Below are 14,970 nucleotides of genomic sequence, written 5' to 3'. Positions count from 1 at the left end.
CTCAGGGTCGTGTCAGGGCCATCCCCGATGCGGCCCGCGGCCCGGCGCGGGCACGATGGAAGGGCAGGGGCGGTCCGGCGAGCGGAGGAGTGAACGTGGCCGTGCATGATCCGATCCCGCGTCCGGGCCAGGTCCCGCAGATCCGGCTCACCCACGCCGACCGGGACCAGGCCGCCGAGCGGCTGCAGGAGGCCTACGCCGACGGCCGCCTGGACGAGGAGGAGCTCGACGAGCGCCTCGCCGTGGCGATGAAGGCCAAGTTCCCCGCCGAGCTGGAGCCGCTCTTCAGCGACCTGGCCGTGCCCGGGTCCTCCGCCGCGGCGGCGCCGCACATGCCGCAGGCGCCCGCGGCCCCCGAGGCCCCGCCCTCCGGGGAGGACAAGGTCTGGGCGGGGGCGGCGCACGTGTCGGGGTACATGATGCTGCCCGTCGGGCCGCTGCTGGTCCTGCTGCTGCGCGGGAACACCTCGCCCTTCGTGCGCCGCCACGCGATGGAGGCGCTGAACTACCAGCTCACCGTGGTCGTGGGGTCGATCATCGGCTTCGGGCTGTTCTTCCTGGTGCTGCCCGCGCTCGCGGCGACGCTGATGCTGATGGGGTGGCTCTTCCTCCCGGCCGTCGCCGGGCTGGTGGCGCTGATGGGCGGCCGGTGGAGGTATCCGCTCACCTGGCGCCCCGTCAAGGACGGCTGACCCGGGCGGCCGCGGATCCCGGGGTGCGGTGCGCCGCGGGCGGCGGTGCGCCGGAGGAGTGCATGAGCGCCAGGCCGCGGTCGAGGTCGCGGTGGAACCGGGCGAGTGCGGCGGCCAGGCGGCGGAGGGGTCGGGCGGATGGGTCCATCGCGGTCTCCCGTGTGGTCGGTGCGCGTCGGAATGAGACAGACCTGTCTGTACTGTGAATGATGGAGAGACGGTTCTGTACGGTCAAGGGGCGGCCCCGTATCGGTGGCGGGTGGGCCGGACGAGGACGGATGAGGGGAAGGCCGATGGGCGCGCACGGAGCGGCGGAGGCGGCGCGGGAGGCCGCGGCCGATGAGCGGCGGACGCAGAGCCCGGCGGCGCAGAGGGTCCTGGACACGGCCTCCGTACTGTTCTACGAGCACGGGATCGGCGCCACCGGCGTCGACACCGTCATCGCCCGGTCGGGCGTGGCGAAGATGACCCTCTACAAGCACTACGGCTCCAAGGACGAACTCGTCGCGGCCTACCTGCGCGGGCGCGACCGCCGGTGGCGGGAGCGCCTCGTCGCGGCGGTCGCGGCCCGTACCGGGCCCGAGGCGCGCATCGCGGCCGTCCTCGACACCCTCGACGCCTGGCTGGAGGGGGAGGTCGAGGAGTTCCGCGGGTGCGCCTTCGTCAACGCCGCCGCCGAGCTGCCCGACCCCGGCCACCCCGGGCGGCGCGTCGTCGCCGACCACAAGCGGTGGATGCGGTCCTACCTGGGTGAACTCTCGGCCGACCTCGGTGTGCGCGACGCCGAGGCCCTCGCCGAACAGCTCTTCACCGTGTTCGAGGGGGCGACCGTGGCCGCCGTGGTGGACGGCCGCGCCCGGGCGATGGGGGCGGCGCGCGGCGCGGCGGAGGCGCTCATCGCCGCGCACCGGCCCGCGGACGGATGAGGGAGCCGAGCAGGGCGGCGACGGCCGCGAGCACGAACGCCGCGGTGAGCGACCACGTGTCGGCGGCGAGCCCGGCCAGCGGTGCCCCGGCGGTCTGACCGGCGGCGATCATCAGGAAGGCCGCCCCCACCCCGAACGAGGGGGCGTCCGGGTACAGGCGGATGCCCCACAGGAGCAGCAGTCCGGTGAGCGCGGTGTAGACGGCGCCGAACAGGGCGGCCGCGGCGAACGCGGCCGGGGCGGCCGCCCCGGGGGCGAAGACGGGGGCCAGCGCCGGTACGGCGGTGGAGGCGGCGAGGGCGGCCATGGCCACCGACCAGGCCCGCCGGAGGCCCACACGGGCGGCGAGCTCCCCGGTGAACGCGCCGAGGGTCCCGGCCGCGCCGAGGACGATCCACATGCTGACGGAGGCGGTGGGTCCGAGCCCCGCCTCGGCGACGGCGAGGTCGCGCCCGAAGGTCCACACGGCCGAGGCGGCCGCCCCCATGGCGGCAGCGGCGGTGAGCATGCGCCCGGCCCCCGGGCGGAGGAGGGGCGCGGGAAGCAGTCCCGCGAGGGCCGACCGCGCTCCTCCGCCGCCCGCCGGCCGCCCGTCCCTCGTCGCCCCCGGTGGAACCGTCCGGGCGGCCCAGAGGGTGGCGGCGAGGGCCAGCAGGGCGAAGGCGAGCCAGGCCGGGCGCCAGTGGGCCCCGGCGGCCAGGGCGACGGGGCCCGACACCGCCACGCCGACCCCGGTCCCGGCGTTGACGACGTTCTGTACGCGGTCCCGGCGGGCGGGGGCGACGCGGTGCGCGACGGCCTCGGCCAGGGGCGGTGAGGCCAGACCGGTGCTGGCGCCCCCGATGAGGATGCCGAGGGCGAGGACGGAGGGCGACGGGGCGGCGGCGACCAGGGCGGTGCCCGCGGTGGCCAGGGCTCCGGCGGCCACGGCGACCCGGCGGGGGGCGAGGCGGCCGGACAGGAGCATGGAGGCGGCGATCGCGGCGCAGTAGGCGGCGTAGCTCCCGGAGGCGATGAGCCCGGCGGCCGCCGCGCCGAGCCCGAACTCCTCGCGGAAGGCGGGCACGAAGAGGCCGTAGGCGAAGCGGGCGATGCCGTAGGTGACGGCGATGAGCGCCATCCCGGACGCGGCGAGCCGGAGGGACCCCATGGGCGGAGCCCCGCTCGCGGCGGACGGGGCGGTGGTGGGCGTGGTCGTCATGGGAGGAGTATAGACAGACAGGTCTGTCTATTGGGAAGAGCGCCGAATGAGTCCCGAATCACACCGACGGTGTGCAGCAGGACGAGGCCGGTCCCCGCCCCGGCGCCGCCGGGCGGCCGGTCACCGGGGCGCCGGGTGAGGGGTGGTGACGGCGCAACCGGCGTGGCTCCCCGGCCCTGCGCGTATCAGCATGTGGGATAGTTCGCCGAGGTGGGCCTCGTTGTTGGTATTCCGGCGTGGATTCCAACAACGAGGCGGATCTCGGCGGGGACCGGACTCCAGGCCGGGCTTCCCGCGTGGCAGCGCGTCCGGGATGTCCGGTTTCCAAGGGGGCGGCGGTGGAACGCGTTCTGGTTCTCGCCGAGTTACGTCTGGTGGCCGGTATCCGGGTCTGAATACCGGCCACCAGACGTAACTCGGCGATCGGTCCCACATGACGAGACGCGCAGGGGGTCCAGGGCGCGGGCGGCGCAGGCTCCCGGCGGCCGACCGGGGCGTCGGCCCAGCTTCACCCGTGTCGTCGCCGCCCTCCTCCCCGGCGCCCCGGTGGCTCGGCGCCCGGCTGGGGCCCTTGAGCGGGGTACCTGCCGAGCCGCCGCTCACCCGGACCGCGAGGAGCCAGGCGGACGGCAGGCAGCGCCGGGGAACCGCTGGGCTTCTGCCGTCGCTGCCCATCACGGTGACCACGTACACGCCGTGCGGCCGACAACGTCGCAGGTAGGGTCGCCGACCTGCGCTTCGTCGCCGCCCGCCTGAAGCCACGGGGGCCGCCGCACCTTCCGTGCGGCGGCCCCCGTCGTACCGGGCCCACGGCCGGTGCTACTTCTTCGCGGCGCCGTCGGCCTCCGGGCCGGCGCCGACGCCCGCGACCTCCTCGGTCTTGGCCTTGGCGGTCTCCTTGGCCTCACGGGCCTTGGACTGGAGCTGGTCACGGGTCTCGCGGACCTGTTCGCGGGCCTGGTCCAGGTTCTCCTGCCACTCGGCGTCCTGGGCGGCCTTGCGCAGCCGGATGGCGCCGTACACGGCGGCGGCGCCGAGCGCGGCCACCCCCACGAACACCACGGCCTTGGGCACGCGGCGGCCGCTGTGGCGGGCCGCGATCAGTCCGCGGCGCGTCCGGTTCGGCTCCACCCGCTGGGCGGCGGTGGCGAGCAGGTCGGCCACGCGCGGAGCGACGGTGTCCTCGACCCGGAGCGCGGCGGTCTCCAGGCGCGGCGCGGTCCAGCCGCGGGCGCGCAGCAGACCGCGTTCGGCGCCCGCCCTCGCCTGGTCGGCGTAGGGGCCCAGACGCTCCCTCTGCTCGCGGGCGAGATCCTGAAGACGCGCCATGGCCGCCTCCGCGTCTACTTCGGCCTTGCGACGCTTCATCTGGATGGCCACGGTGAACTCCTTTGCTCTGAAGGATATGGACAACCCCCTGCCCGCTCGCGCCGGTTCCCATGCGCCGGGGCGGGGTCATGACGCTCACACCGGCGGTCGCCCCTGCGCCGGAGTGGGGCCTGAACGGGCGTTATACGCGCGTTATATCAACATAGGTGTCCCAAGGCGGACACCGGGCGTTCAACACGCATTCCGCTCCCTCCGCTCTTCCCTCTGACGTCGCAGGTGGCCCGGGCGTTCCGGGCCGGGGCGCGGGGCACGGCCGCTCCGGAGGCCTCCGGAGCGGCCGGAAGCCGCCGGAGGCCGCCCGAAGGGCGAAGGCTTCGGGCCGCCCGCCCTGGGCCCGGTACGGTGGGGGCGTAAGCAACGGCAATGGAAAGGGACGCGGGTGACCGACGTCAACGGCCGGCCCAAGGCGCGGCTGAACACCAACAAGGGGACGATCGTCGTCACGCTCTTCGCGGACAAGACCCCGGAGACGGTCGAGAACTTCATCGGGCTCGCCGAGGGCACCAAGCAGTGGGTCGACCCCACCACCGGCAAGCCGAGCGACGGCAAGCTCTACGACGGCACGGTCTTCCACCGGGTCATCGAGAACTTCATGGTCCAGGGCGGCGACCCGCTGGGCAACGGCCGCGGCGGCCCCGGCTACAAGTTCAAGGACGAGTTCCGCGACGACCTGAAGTTCGACCGCCCCTACCTGCTGGCGATGGCCAACGCCGGGCCGAACACCAACGGCTCGCAGTTCTTCATCACCGTGGGCACCCCGGACTGGCTGAACAACCGGCACACCATCTTCGGCGAGGTCGCCGAGGGGGCCGAGATCGTCCAGGCCATCTCCGAGGTCGCCACCAACCCGCAGGACCGCCCGCTCGAGGACGTCACGATCGAGTCCGTCGAGATCGAGCGCTAGGCCCGCGATGGCCGCACACCCCACCCCTCCCTCCGGGCCGGGCGCGGCTCCGGTGTGCTACCGGCACCCGGACCGCCCGGCCCGCATCACCTGTGCCCGCTGCGAGCGGCGCATCTGCCCCGACTGCATGAACGACGCCTCGGTGGGCCACCAGTGCCCCGAGTGCGTGGCCGAGGCGAACCGCAGGGTGCGCGCCCCGCGCACGGTCTTCGGCGGCCGCCCGACCGCGGCCCCGTACGCCACCTGGACCTTCATCGGCCTGATGGTGGCCGGGTACCTCCTGCAGTCGGTGAACTGGGACCTCACCGCCGCGTTCGGGATGAACGCGCTCGCCGCGGTCTTCAGCGGCGAGTGGTACCGGATGATCACCGCCGCCTTCCTGCACGGCGGGCTCATGCACCTGGCCTTCAACGCGTTCGCCCTGTTCGTGGTGGGCCGACAGCTGGAAGCCTGGCTGGGGCACGTGCGGTACGTGGCGCTGTGGGTGCTCAGCGCCCTGGGCGGCTCGGCGGTCACCGTGCTGGTGGCCGCGGTGACGGTGCTGGCGACCGGCACCGTCGAGCCGCAGCTGTCGGTGGGCGCCTCGGGCGCGGTGTTCGGCCTCTTCGGCGCGGTGCTGGTGCTGGGCCGACGGCTCGGCCTGGACACCCGGTTCGTCCTGCTGCTGCTGGCGGTGAACCTGGTGATCACGTTCCTGCCGGGGCTGAACATCGCCTGGACCGCGCACGTGGGCGGCCTGCTGACCGGCCTCGCGCTGGGCGCCGGGTTCGGCTACCTGCCCCGGGGCGACCGCGGGCGCCCGGGCGCCGGGTCCGGCTCGGGGACGGTCCACCTGCTGGTCGCCGCCGGATGGGCGCTGTTCATCGCGGCCGTGGTGGTCGCGAGCACGGTGGCGCTGTTCGGCGCGGTCGGGGCCGGCTGAGCGGTGCCGGTCGCCGAGGGGCGGGACTCCGGTCCCGCCCCTTCGCCGTGTCCGGGCGGGCGGGGCACGGCCGCGAGTCGAACACATCTACCCACAGCCTGTGGACAACCATGTGGACAGAACCGTGCCGGGTTGTGGACAAACGTCCGATTCCCCCCACTGAGCAGGGGAAACGGGGTCAATGCCAGCGTGTGGACAAGATGACGCAGATGATGATCCCGCCGAAGCCGATCGCCAGGTTCCAGTTGCCCAGTTCCGCCATGAACGGGATCTTCCCGTCCACGCCGGCGATGTAGTACGTGGCGATCCACAGCACGCCGACGATGCCGAACGTGAGCATGGCGGGCGCCAGCCAGCGCGGGCTGATCTTGGGCTTGACCGCCTCCACCGGAGGCGTGTAGACGGCCTTCTTGGCCTTATTCTTGCGATCGTTGCGGGACTTGGGCACGGTCGCTGCTCCAATTACCAATCGGCCGGAACGGGCGCGTTGCGGGGTCCAGTGTACGCCCGGGTCAGTCCCGGCGGCCCCACGACGGAACCTCCCAGCCGGTCTCGTCCCCGTCGCCGCCGTTGCCGCCGCCCTGGTCGCCGTCGCCGCCGTCACCGCCGTCGCCCTCGCCGGGGGGCGGGCTCTGCGGCTCACGCGCGATCGTGACGGTCACCAGGGTCCCCGGGTCGACCTCCTGGCCGGCCGCCGGGTCCTGGGCGATGACCCGCCCCGGCTCGGCCTCGTCGCTGTCGGCCTGCTGGAACGAGCTGTTCAGCCCCTCGTCGGCGAGGAGCTGGGCGGCCTCCTCCTGGGTGCGCCCGCTCAGGTCGGGCACCTGCACCTGCCCGGCGCCCTCGGACACCACCAGGTCGACCGCGCTCCCCGGCGCGGCGGACTCGCCCGAGCCCGGCGAGGAACGGACGACCAGGCCCTCGTCGTACTGGTCGGACTCCTCCCGGGTGACCTGGCCGACGGTGAAGCCGCGGTCCTGCAGGGTCTGCCGGGCGTCGTCCTCGCTCATCCCCTCCAGGGACGGCACCTGCACCGCCTCGGGCCCCGAGGACACGTAGACCGTGATGCCGGCGTCCGCGTCGGCCTCCTCGCCCGCCTCCGGGTCCGTCCGGGTGACCTGGTCCTCGTCGTAGTCCTCGCTGGGCTCGGACTCCTGTGAGATGTCGCCGGTGAAGCCCTCGTCCCGGAGCGCCTGCTCGGCGTCGGCGAACGACTCCCCCGCGACGTCGGGGACGCTCAGCCGCGTCGGCTCATCGCCGCCGCCCCCGCCGTCGTCCCCCTGGCTCATGAAGACCAGGAAGCCCACCAGGGCCCCCGCAGCCAGCAGCGCGAGCACCAGCAGCACCCACAGGGCCGCCTTGCCGCCCTTGCCGTCCCGGTCGTAGTCGTCGTCATAGCGGTCGTAGCCGCGGTCCTCCTCCACCGGCGGCAGCGCCGTGGTGGACCCGGCCGCGCCCATGGCCATGGTGCTGGGCGCGGGCTGCATGCCCTGGAGGCCCCGCTCCAGGTCCTGGCGCATCTCCTCGGCGCTCTGGTAGCGCTCGTCCCGGTCCTTGGCCATGGAGCGCAGCACGACGGCGTCCAGCCACTCCGGGATCTCCGGGTCGACGTCGGCCGGGGGCACCGGGTCCTCGCGCACGTGCTGGTAGGCGATGGAGACCGGGGAGTCGCCGGTGAACGGCGGGCCGCCGGTGAGCAGCTCGTAGAGCACGCACCCGGTGGAGTAGATGTCGCTGCGGGCGTCCACCCGCTCACCGCGGGCCTGCTCCGGCGACAGGTACTGGGCCGTCCCGATGACCTGCGAGGCCTGGGTCATGGTGGCCTGGTCGTCGTTCATCGCCCGGGCGATGCCGAAGTCCATCACCTTGACCTCGGCCTGCCGGGTGAGCATCACGTTCGCGGGCTTGATGTCCCGGTGCACGATGCCGTTGCGGTGGCTGTACTCCAGCGCCCGCAGGATGCCCTCGGTGATCTCGGCGCACCGCTCCGGAAGCAGCTTCCGGCCGTCGTCGAGGATCTCCTTGAGGGTGCGCCCGTCGACGTACTCCATCACGATGAACGGCAGCGGGACGCCGTCCACCATGTCCTCGCCGGTGTCGTAGACCGCGATGATCGACGGGTGGTTCAGCGACGCCGCCGACTGGGCCTCGCGCCGGAAGCGCTCCTGGAACGTGTGGTCGCGCGCCAGGTCGGCGCGGAGCGTCTTCACCGCCACCAGCCGGTCCAGGCGCAGGTCGCGCGCGCGGTGGACCTCCGCCATGCCGCCGCGCCCGATGAGGGCGTCGAGCTCGTAGCGTCCGCCGAAGAGCCGTGGCTGTGACATGTGCTGAACAGTTCCTTATGTCGTCGCGGTGGCCGGGCGCCCCGTCGGTGCCTTCTCGGGTGGTCGTCGGATCAGGGGGTCTCGCCGGTGTCCCCGCCGTCGCCGCCGGGATCGGTGCCCCCGCCGGGCTCCTCGTCACCGCCGCCGCCGGGGTCGGTGCCGTCGTCGGGCGGCGGCGTCTCGCCCCCGTGCCCGGGATCGGTCCCGTCGTCGGGCGGCGGTGTGCTCCCCCCGTCCCCGGGGTCGGTCCCGTCCCCGGGGACGCCGCTGGGCGTCGGATCCTCGGTGACCGGAGCCTGTCCGCCGGTGTCGGGCGGTTCGTAGCCGCCGGTCCCGTCCCCGCCGGTCCCGGTCGCGTCGTCCTGTGCGTCCTGCTGTTCCTGCTCCGTGGGCTGCTGCGGCCCCGACGGCGTCGCCGACGGCGAGGTGCCGCGGCTGTTGCCGACGTTGCGGCCCTCCTGGCCGTCCCCGTTCCACAGGGCCCCGGCGAAGGCCACCCCGACCACCACCGCCACCGCCGCGACCACGGCCGCGATCACCAGCGGGAGCCGGCTGCGCGGTCGGTCGGATCCGCGGGCCAGCCTATCCGAGGAGGCCTCCCGGTCCGCGGACCAGGAGCCCGTGGCGGTGCGCCGGGCGGACGGGTCGGCCACCACGGTGCGGGTGGGGTCGGTCAGGTCCATCGCGGTGGTGGCGCCCAGGTCCGGCGCCCCGTGGCGGAGCGCCTGCGCGGCGCGGGCCACCTCGCCCGCCGACTCCGGCCGCGCGTCCGGGTCCTTGGCCAGCAGCGCCTCCACCAGGTCGGTGAGGGGGCCGGGCAGGTGCTCGGGCAGCGGCGGGGGCGGTTCGCGGGTGTGCGCCAGAGCCAGCGCGAGCGGGCTGTCCGCGGTGAACGGCGGCTGCCCGGCCAGGCACTCGTAGGCGACCACGCCCAGCGCGTACACGTCCGAGGCGTGCGTGGCCGGGCGGCCGGAGGCCTGCTCGGGGGAGATGTACTGGGCGGTGCCCATGACCATGCCGGTCTGGGTGAGCGTCACCGACTGGTCGCCGCGGGCGATGCCGAAGTCGGTGAGCTTGACCGTGCCGTCGTCGGTGACCAGCAGGTTGCCGGGCTTGATGTCGCGGTGCACCACGCCGCGGGCGTGCGCGGCGGCCAGCGCCGCCGCCGATTGGGAGAGGATGTCCAGGGTGACCCCGGGCTCCAGCCCCTCGTTGCGCTTGAGGATGGAGGAGAGCGGCTCCCCGGGCACCAGCTCCATGATCAGGAACGCCCGGTCGTCCTGTTCGCCGTAGTCGTAGACCTGGGCGATGCCCGGGTGCGACAGGCCGGCGGTGATCCGCCCCTCGGTGCGGAACCGCTCCCGGGAGGTGGGTTCGGCCATCTGCGCCGGGTGCAGGAGCTTGACCGCGACGGGGCGGTTCAGCAGCGTGTCGGTGGCCCGCCAGACCGTGCCCATGCCGCCGGAGCCGATCTGCTCATCGAGCTGGTAGCGGCCGCTGAGAACGGTCCCCGACAGTCCCGTGGGGTCGTCGGAGGCGCCGCCGGGGTCGTTGTCGCTCACTCGTCGATCACAGCTTCCATGATGCCCTTGGCGATGGGGGCCGCGGCGGTTCCGCCGCTCATGCCGCCGTGCTCGACGACGACGGCGACCGCCACCTGGGGGTCGTCTGCGGGCGCGAAGGAGATGAACCAGTTGTGCGTGGGGCCGCTGCCGGTCTCGGCGGTACCGGTCTTGCCGGCGACCTGCATGCCGGGGATGGCGCCCTGGGAACCGGAGGCGTCCGGCCCCTCGGTCACCAGCACCATCATGTCCTTGAGCTGGTCGGCGGTCTGTCCGCTGACCGCGGTGGCGTACGTCTCGGGGGAGTGGCCCTCGATCGTGGACAGGTCCGAGTCCTTGACCGATTCCACCATGTAGGGCTGCATGATGTCGCCCTTGTTGGCGATGCCCGAGGCGACCATCGCCATCTGCAGCGGCGTCGCCTCGACGTTGCCCTGCCCGATCCCGGAGCGGCCGAGGAGGTTCCGGTCGCCGGAGGGGTTGGGGTACAGGCTCTCCAGGGCCGGCACCGGGGTCTCCAGCCCGCCCTGGTTGAAGCCGAACTTCTCGGCCTGCTCGGTCATCTTGGCGTCGCCGAGCTCGAGGGCCCAGTTGGCCATGGAGGTGTTGCAGGACTGCTCGATGGAGTGGGCCAGGCTGTCCGGCTCGCCGCCGTTGCACGGCCCGCCCCAGGCGTTGGGCAGCGGCGCCCCGAGGTTGATGCTGGCCGGGGCGTCCATGGTCGAGTCGGGGCTGGCCCCGTTCTCCAGGGCGGCCGCCGCGGTGACCACCTTGAAGGTGGAGCCCGGCGGGTAGCGCTCCTTCAGGGCGCGGTTGAGCAGCGGCTTCCGCTCGTCCTCGGTGAGCTCGGTCCACGCGGCCTGAGCGTCGTTGGGATTGGCGACGTCGCTCACGGGGTTGGGGTCGAACGTCGGGTTGGAGTACAGCGCCAGGATCGCGCCGGTCGACGGGTCGAGCGCGACCGCCGCCCCGTTCTTGCCCAGCGCCTCCAGGCCGTCCATGGCCGCCTGCTGCGCGGCGGGGTCGATGGTCATCTCGACGCTGGCGCCCTGGTGCTCGGCGCCGGTGATGGTGTCCATGAAGTTCCGCACCGCGAGGCGCTCGTCGGTGCCGTCCAGCAGGGAGTTCTCCGACTTCTCGACCCCGTCCCCGCGGATCGGGAAAGTGCCCACGGCGTGCGCGTAGAGCCCGCCGGCGGTGTATTCGCGCTGGTAGGCCTCGCTGTCGCCGCCGACCGGCTCGGACATGGCCACCTCGTCGCCGCCGATGACGATCGGCCCGCGCGGCAGGTTCAGGACCTCGGCGTACTGCCGGGCGTTGAAGGGGTGTTCGCGCAGCGACTCGGCCTGGAACGCCTGGATCCAGGTGACGTTGAGCAGCAGGACGCCGAACAGCGCCATGCAGAAGAACGCGAGTCGGCGGATGGGCGTGTTCATCGTTGGATCACCTGGGTGGCGCCCTCGTCCTGGATGGCCTGGGGGGCGGGCTTGCGGGCGTTGTTGCTCATGCGCATCAGCAGGGCCAGCATGATCCAACTGGACAGCAGCGCTGATCCGCCCTTGGCGACGAAGGGGATGGTCGCACCGGTCATCGGGATGACCCGGGTGACGCCGCCGATGACGACGAAGGTCTGGAAGCCGATCAGGAAGGAGATGCCCGAGGCGAACATCTTGATGAACAGCTCCTTGGAGGCCAGCGCGATGCGCATCCCCCGCTCCACCATCAGCACGAGGGCCAGCAGCATGACCATGATGCCGGTCAGCCCCAGCTCCTCGGCGAACGCGGCGAAGATGAAGTCGTTCTGCACCTCGATGATGTAGCCGACGTCGCCGCCGCCGAAGCCGCGGCCGGTGACGCCGCCCTCGGCCAGCGCGAAGATGCCGCGGACGAGCTGCTGGCTGTTGCCGTTGCCGAGGATGTTGCACCAGGCGTCCGGCTGGTTGTTGATGACGTCGTCGGTGCAGTACACCTCGGGGGCGAACGCGTCCAGCCAGGTCACCATGCGGACCTTGAAGTGGGACACGAACGGGTACAGGGCGAGGCAGGCGCCGAAGAAGGCGGTCAGCCCGATGACGATCCACGACGACCGGTGCGTGGCGACGTAGATCATCGCCAGGAAGGTGCCGAACAGCAGCAGCGAGGTGCCCAGGTCGTTCATCAGGATGACCAGGACGATGATGCAGAAGCCCCACATGGCGGCCATCGGCGCCATGTCGCGCATGCGCGGCAGGTCCAGGATCTTGAACCGGCCGACCTTCACCTGCTTGCTGGCGAGCGAGAGCACGTCGCGCTTGCTCACCATGTACCCGGACAGGAAGATCACCAGGGCGATCTTGGCGAACTCGGAGGGCTGCAGGGTCGTGAAGCCCAGGTTCACCCACTGCCGGGCGCCGTTGACCGTCATGCCGATGCCGGGGATGAGCGGCATCAGCAGCAGGATGACGGCGCCGAGCCCGATCATGTAGGGGTAGCGCTGAAGGGTCCGGGGCTCCTTCAGGAAGAAGATGATGCCGGCGAAGACCGCCATGCTGACGGCGGTCAGGATGAGCTGGCTCATCGGGCCGGCCCGGTCGATGCCCCCCTGGTCCAGGCGCCACAGCATCGCGATGCCCAGGCCGTTGAGCAGGGTGGCCAGCGGCAGCAGCAGCGGGTCGGACCACGGCGCGAAGAACCGGATGAACACGTGCGACAGGATGGCCAGCCCGCCGAACACCCCGCCGTAGAGGAAGAGCTGGGGCGGCATCTCGCCGTTGCGGGTGAGGCCGATCTCGATCAGGGCGAACATGGTCGCCCCGATGGCCGCCAGGGTCATCGCCAGCTCGGCGTTGCGCCGTTTGACCGGCGGCAGCGCCTGGCTGTTGGTGGCGGTGCTCATCGCGGCTCCCCGGAGGGGCCCTGCTCGGCGCCGCCGGTACCGGCGCCGGACCCGGCGCCCTGCTCCGCCTCCGCGCCCGCGCCGGCCTCCGTGCCGGTGTCCGACCCGGCGCCGGTGTCCGACCCGGCCCCGGCGTCGGCCTCGGCGCCCTGATCGGCCCCGGCCTCCTCGTCGGCGGCGGCGCGCAGGTCCTCCAGGCGCCCGTCGGCCTCGGCCCGGTCGGTGAACTCGATGGTGCGCTCGACGGCGCCCCGCTCGGTGTCGGGCAGCGCGTCCAGCGCGATGCCGGTGTCCTCGACCTCCTCGGCCAGGCTGTATCCGGCGATGTCGGTGTTGATGCCCTGGTACAGCGCGACGGTGCCGCCCTGCTGGGACTCGCCGATGAAGTAGCGGCCGTTCACGTAGGAGGTGCCGAAGTACCACCCGGCGCCCGCGACCAGGGCGGCCACGACCACGAACACGGCGATCATGGGCCACCAGCGCTTGGTGCGCGGGGCGCCCTCGTCATCGTCGTCGCGCCCGGGGCCGGCGGCGGCCATCCCCGGGGGGCGCGACATCTCGGCGGTGTCGCCCGCCGACCGGTTGAGCCCCTGGGCGCGGCCCGCGGGGGTGTCCGGGGTCATGGCCGGCTCGCGGCGCTGGTCGGCGGCGCCGACCACGGACGGGGCCTGGGTGGGCCCGAGCGGGTCGGTGGCGCTGTCGATCACGTCGGCGACCACGGTGGTGATGTTGTCCGGTCCGCCGCCCCGGTTGGCCAGGTCGATCAGGCGGCGGGCGGCCGCGTCCGGGCTCCGCTCGGCCTGCAGGGTCTCCTTTATCGTGGCGGCGCTGACCACGCCGGACAGCCCGTCGGAGCACAGCAGGTAGCGGTCGCCGGGCCGGGCCTCGCTGATCGCGATGTCCGGGTCGACCTGGGAGCGCCCGTCCAGGGCGCGCAGCAGCAGCGAGCGCTGCGGGTGGGTGGCGACCTCCTCCTCGGTGATCTTGCCCTCGTCGACGAGGGTCTGCACCAGGGTGTGGTCGTGGGTGATCTGCCCGAACTCGCCGTCGCGCAGCAGGTAGGCGCGCGAGTCGCCGATGTGGATCATGGCCACCCGGGCGCCCGACCACAGCATCGCGGTCAGCGTGGTGCCCATGTTCTCCAGCCGCGGCTCCTCCCGCACCCGCTGGGCCAGCGTGGTGTTGGCGGCCTCGACGGCGCGCTGGAGCGCGTCCGTCATGTGCTCGGTGGAGGGGACGTCGTCGTCGAGCGGCATCAGAGCCGAGATCGCGATGGCGCTGGCGATCTCGCCTCCGGCGTGCCCGCCCATCCCGTCGGCGACGGCGAGGAGGTAGGGGCCGGCGTAGGCGGAGTCCTCGTTGCCTTCGCGGAGGCATCCCACGTCGGAGTACGCCGCGTATCGGAGAGCGATTGTCATTTGCGCAGTTCCAGGACCGTTTTGCCGATGCGGATGGGTTGCCCCACCGAGATGGGCTGCGGGCGGGTCAGCCTCTGCTGGCCCATGTAGGTGCCGTTCGTCGATCCCAGGTCCTCGACGAACCAGCGGCCGTTCTCGGAGTAGATCCGCGCGTGCCGGCCCGAGGCGTAGTCGTCGTTGATGACGAGCGTGGCGTCGTTGGCGCGGCCGATGAGGATCGGATGGGGGCCGAGGGGGAGGGAGTTCCCGGCCAGTGGGCCCTTGGTGACCACGAGGGTGCGCGGCTCGTTGCGCCGCCCGCGCGGGGCCTTGGGGGCGGCGGGGCGCTTGGGCGCGCCGCCGTCCTGACCGGAGGGGGAGGGGCGGGGGCGCCGTTTGGACTTCGCGGGGGATCCGATGAGGTCGGTGCGGATGACGCCGACGGCGAAGATGACGAACAGCCAAAGCACCGCCAGGTAGGCGATCTTGATCAGCATGAGGGTCAAGTCGGACATCGAACTGCTCTTCAGCCCCTGTCGTGCTCTGGCGGGCGGCGCAGGCGCCGCCGCGTTCTCTCGGCCCGAACCCTAGGAGATCGTGTCGGAAAAACCCAACGGACCCGGAAGCTCCTGGTCGGTTCCCTCTCTTCTGCTCTCCGCGGTGTCGGCCGCCCGGGCCGTCCCCGGCGGGCTCCGCCCCCTTACAGACGCAGCGGGGGCGCGTTCGGTTCGCCCTTTCTTCCGGCCGACCGCGCGGCGCCCCTCAGGCGCGCCGCGGG

General features: G+C 73.0%; 14 protein-coding genes. 4 read left to right on the top strand and 10 right to left on the bottom strand.

The window, feature by feature from the left end:
* Positions 1 to 95: 95 nt before the first annotated feature.
* The gene (locus tag O4U47_RS18550; protein WP_270679157.1) at positions 96 to 692 is read left to right on the top strand and encodes a DUF1707 and DUF4870 domain-containing protein; all 597 of its coding nucleotides are present in this window, start codon (positions 96 to 98) and stop codon (positions 690 to 692) included.
* Here the strand turns inward: O4U47_RS18550 and O4U47_RS18545 are convergent.
* A complete protein-coding gene (locus O4U47_RS18545; protein WP_270679156.1) occupies positions 679 to 840 on the bottom strand; it encodes a hypothetical protein in 162 nt (53 codons plus the stop codon). The two genes, O4U47_RS18550 and O4U47_RS18545, sit on opposite strands and share 14 nt — an antisense overlap.
* 145 nt (positions 841 to 985) lie before the next feature.
* On the opposite strand from O4U47_RS18545, the gene O4U47_RS18540 reads away from it, so the two are divergent.
* On the top strand, positions 986 to 1,618 hold the full coding sequence (locus O4U47_RS18540) for a TetR/AcrR family transcriptional regulator (protein WP_270679155.1): 633 nt from the start codon (positions 986 to 988) through the stop codon (positions 1,616 to 1,618).
* Here the strand turns inward: O4U47_RS18540 and O4U47_RS18535 are convergent.
* Positions 1,587 to 2,819 carry an MFS transporter gene (locus O4U47_RS18535; protein ID WP_270679154.1) on the bottom strand — a complete coding sequence of 411 codons (1,233 nt, stop codon included), beginning with the start codon at positions 2,817 to 2,819 and terminating at the stop codon, positions 1,587 to 1,589. The genes O4U47_RS18540 and O4U47_RS18535 overlap by 32 nt on opposite strands.
* Before the next feature lie 819 nt (positions 2,820 to 3,638).
* Positions 3,639 to 4,199 (bottom strand): hypothetical protein, encoded by a 561-nt coding sequence (locus O4U47_RS18530; protein ID WP_270679153.1) that lies wholly within the window; start codon positions 4,197 to 4,199, stop codon positions 3,639 to 3,641.
* Between the two features lie 388 nt (positions 4,200 to 4,587).
* On the opposite strand from O4U47_RS18530, the gene O4U47_RS18525 reads away from it, so the two are divergent.
* Together O4U47_RS18525 and O4U47_RS18520 are read left to right on the top strand one after the other, a co-directional pair.
* Entirely contained in the window at positions 4,588 to 5,112 is a 525-nt protein-coding gene (locus O4U47_RS18525) for a peptidylprolyl isomerase (protein ID WP_270679152.1), read from the top strand.
* Between the two features lie 7 nt (positions 5,113 to 5,119).
* Positions 5,120 to 6,034: a rhomboid family intramembrane serine protease gene (locus O4U47_RS18520; RefSeq protein WP_270679151.1), complete on the top strand. Its 915-nt coding sequence runs from the start codon at positions 5,120 to 5,122 to the stop codon at positions 6,032 to 6,034.
* 178 nt (positions 6,035 to 6,212) lie between these two features.
* Here the strand turns inward: O4U47_RS18520 and O4U47_RS18515 are convergent, their stop codons facing one another.
* The 7 genes from O4U47_RS18515 to O4U47_RS18485 form a co-directional block, all read right to left on the bottom strand.
* Positions 6,213 to 6,482: a cell division protein CrgA gene (locus O4U47_RS18515; RefSeq protein ID WP_270679150.1), complete on the bottom strand. Its 270-nt coding sequence runs from the start codon at positions 6,480 to 6,482 to the stop codon at positions 6,213 to 6,215.
* 64 nt (positions 6,483 to 6,546) lie between these two features.
* Positions 6,547 to 8,358 carry a Stk1 family PASTA domain-containing Ser/Thr kinase gene (pknB, locus tag O4U47_RS18510; protein ID WP_270679149.1) on the bottom strand — a complete coding sequence of 604 codons (1,812 nt, stop codon included), beginning with the start codon at positions 8,356 to 8,358 and terminating at the stop codon, positions 6,547 to 6,549.
* Positions 8,359 to 8,429: 71 nt separating this feature from the next.
* Positions 8,430 to 9,920 (bottom strand): serine/threonine-protein kinase, encoded by a 1,491-nt coding sequence (locus O4U47_RS18505; protein ID WP_270679148.1) that lies wholly within the window; start codon positions 9,918 to 9,920, stop codon positions 8,430 to 8,432.
* Positions 9,917 to 11,356 (bottom strand): peptidoglycan D,D-transpeptidase FtsI family protein, encoded by a 1,440-nt coding sequence (locus tag O4U47_RS18500; protein ID WP_270679147.1) that lies wholly within the window; start codon positions 11,354 to 11,356, stop codon positions 9,917 to 9,919. Before O4U47_RS18500 ends, O4U47_RS18505 begins: the two co-directional genes overlap by 4 nt.
* Positions 11,353 to 12,795, bottom strand: coding sequence for an FtsW/RodA/SpoVE family cell cycle protein (locus O4U47_RS18495; protein WP_270679146.1), 1,443 nt, complete (start codon positions 12,793 to 12,795; stop codon positions 11,353 to 11,355). The genes O4U47_RS18500 and O4U47_RS18495 overlap by 4 nt, the downstream gene beginning before the upstream one ends.
* Positions 12,792 to 14,213, bottom strand: a complete 1,422-nt coding sequence (locus O4U47_RS18490) for a Stp1/IreP family PP2C-type Ser/Thr phosphatase (protein WP_270679145.1) — start codon at positions 14,211 to 14,213, stop codon at positions 12,792 to 12,794. Before O4U47_RS18490 ends, O4U47_RS18495 begins: the two co-directional genes overlap by 4 nt.
* On the bottom strand, positions 14,210 to 14,707 hold the full coding sequence (locus O4U47_RS18485) for an FHA domain-containing protein FhaB/FipA (protein WP_270679144.1): 498 nt from the start codon (positions 14,705 to 14,707) through the stop codon (positions 14,210 to 14,212). Before O4U47_RS18485 ends, O4U47_RS18490 begins: the two co-directional genes overlap by 4 nt.
* Positions 14,708 to 14,970 lie beyond the last annotated feature (263 nt).

Origin of the sequence: Nocardiopsis suaedae, assembly GCF_027706745.1 — a bacterium.
Lineage (GTDB): Bacteria > Actinomycetota > Actinomycetes > Streptosporangiales > Streptosporangiaceae > Nocardiopsis_A > Nocardiopsis_A suaedae.
The sequence above is the reverse complement of the archived record's forward strand: the minus strand, read 5'-3'. Positions and strand labels throughout refer to the sequence as shown.

Bases quoted from the DNA above. Each gene is read 5' to 3' on its own strand.
- O4U47_RS18485 (WP_270679144.1), bottom strand. From the start codon at position 14,707: ATGTCCGACTTGACCCTCATGCTGATCAAGATCGCCTACCTGGCGGTG.
- O4U47_RS18495 (WP_270679146.1), bottom strand. From the start codon at position 12,795: ATGAGCACCGCCACCAACAGCCAGGCGCTGCCGCCGGTCAAACGGCGC.
- pknB (WP_270679149.1), bottom strand. From the start codon at position 8,358: ATGTCACAGCCACGGCTCTTCGGCGGACGCTACGAGCTCGACGCCCTC.
- O4U47_RS18545 (WP_270679156.1), bottom strand. From the start codon at position 840: ATGGACCCATCCGCCCGACCCCTCCGCCGCCTGGCCGCCGCACTCGCC.
- O4U47_RS18500 (WP_270679147.1), bottom strand. From the start codon at position 11,356: ATGAACACGCCCATCCGCCGACTCGCGTTCTTCTGCATGGCGCTGTTC.
- O4U47_RS18540 (WP_270679155.1), top strand. From the start codon at position 986: ATGGGCGCGCACGGAGCGGCGGAGGCGGCGCGGGAGGCCGCGGCCGAT.
- O4U47_RS18490 (WP_270679145.1), bottom strand. From the start codon at position 14,213: ATGACAATCGCTCTCCGATACGCGGCGTACTCCGACGTGGGATGCCTC.
- O4U47_RS18535 (WP_270679154.1), bottom strand. From the start codon at position 2,819: ATGACGACCACGCCCACCACCGCCCCGTCCGCCGCGAGCGGGGCTCCG.
- O4U47_RS18520 (WP_270679151.1), top strand. From the start codon at position 5,120: ATGGCCGCACACCCCACCCCTCCCTCCGGGCCGGGCGCGGCTCCGGTG.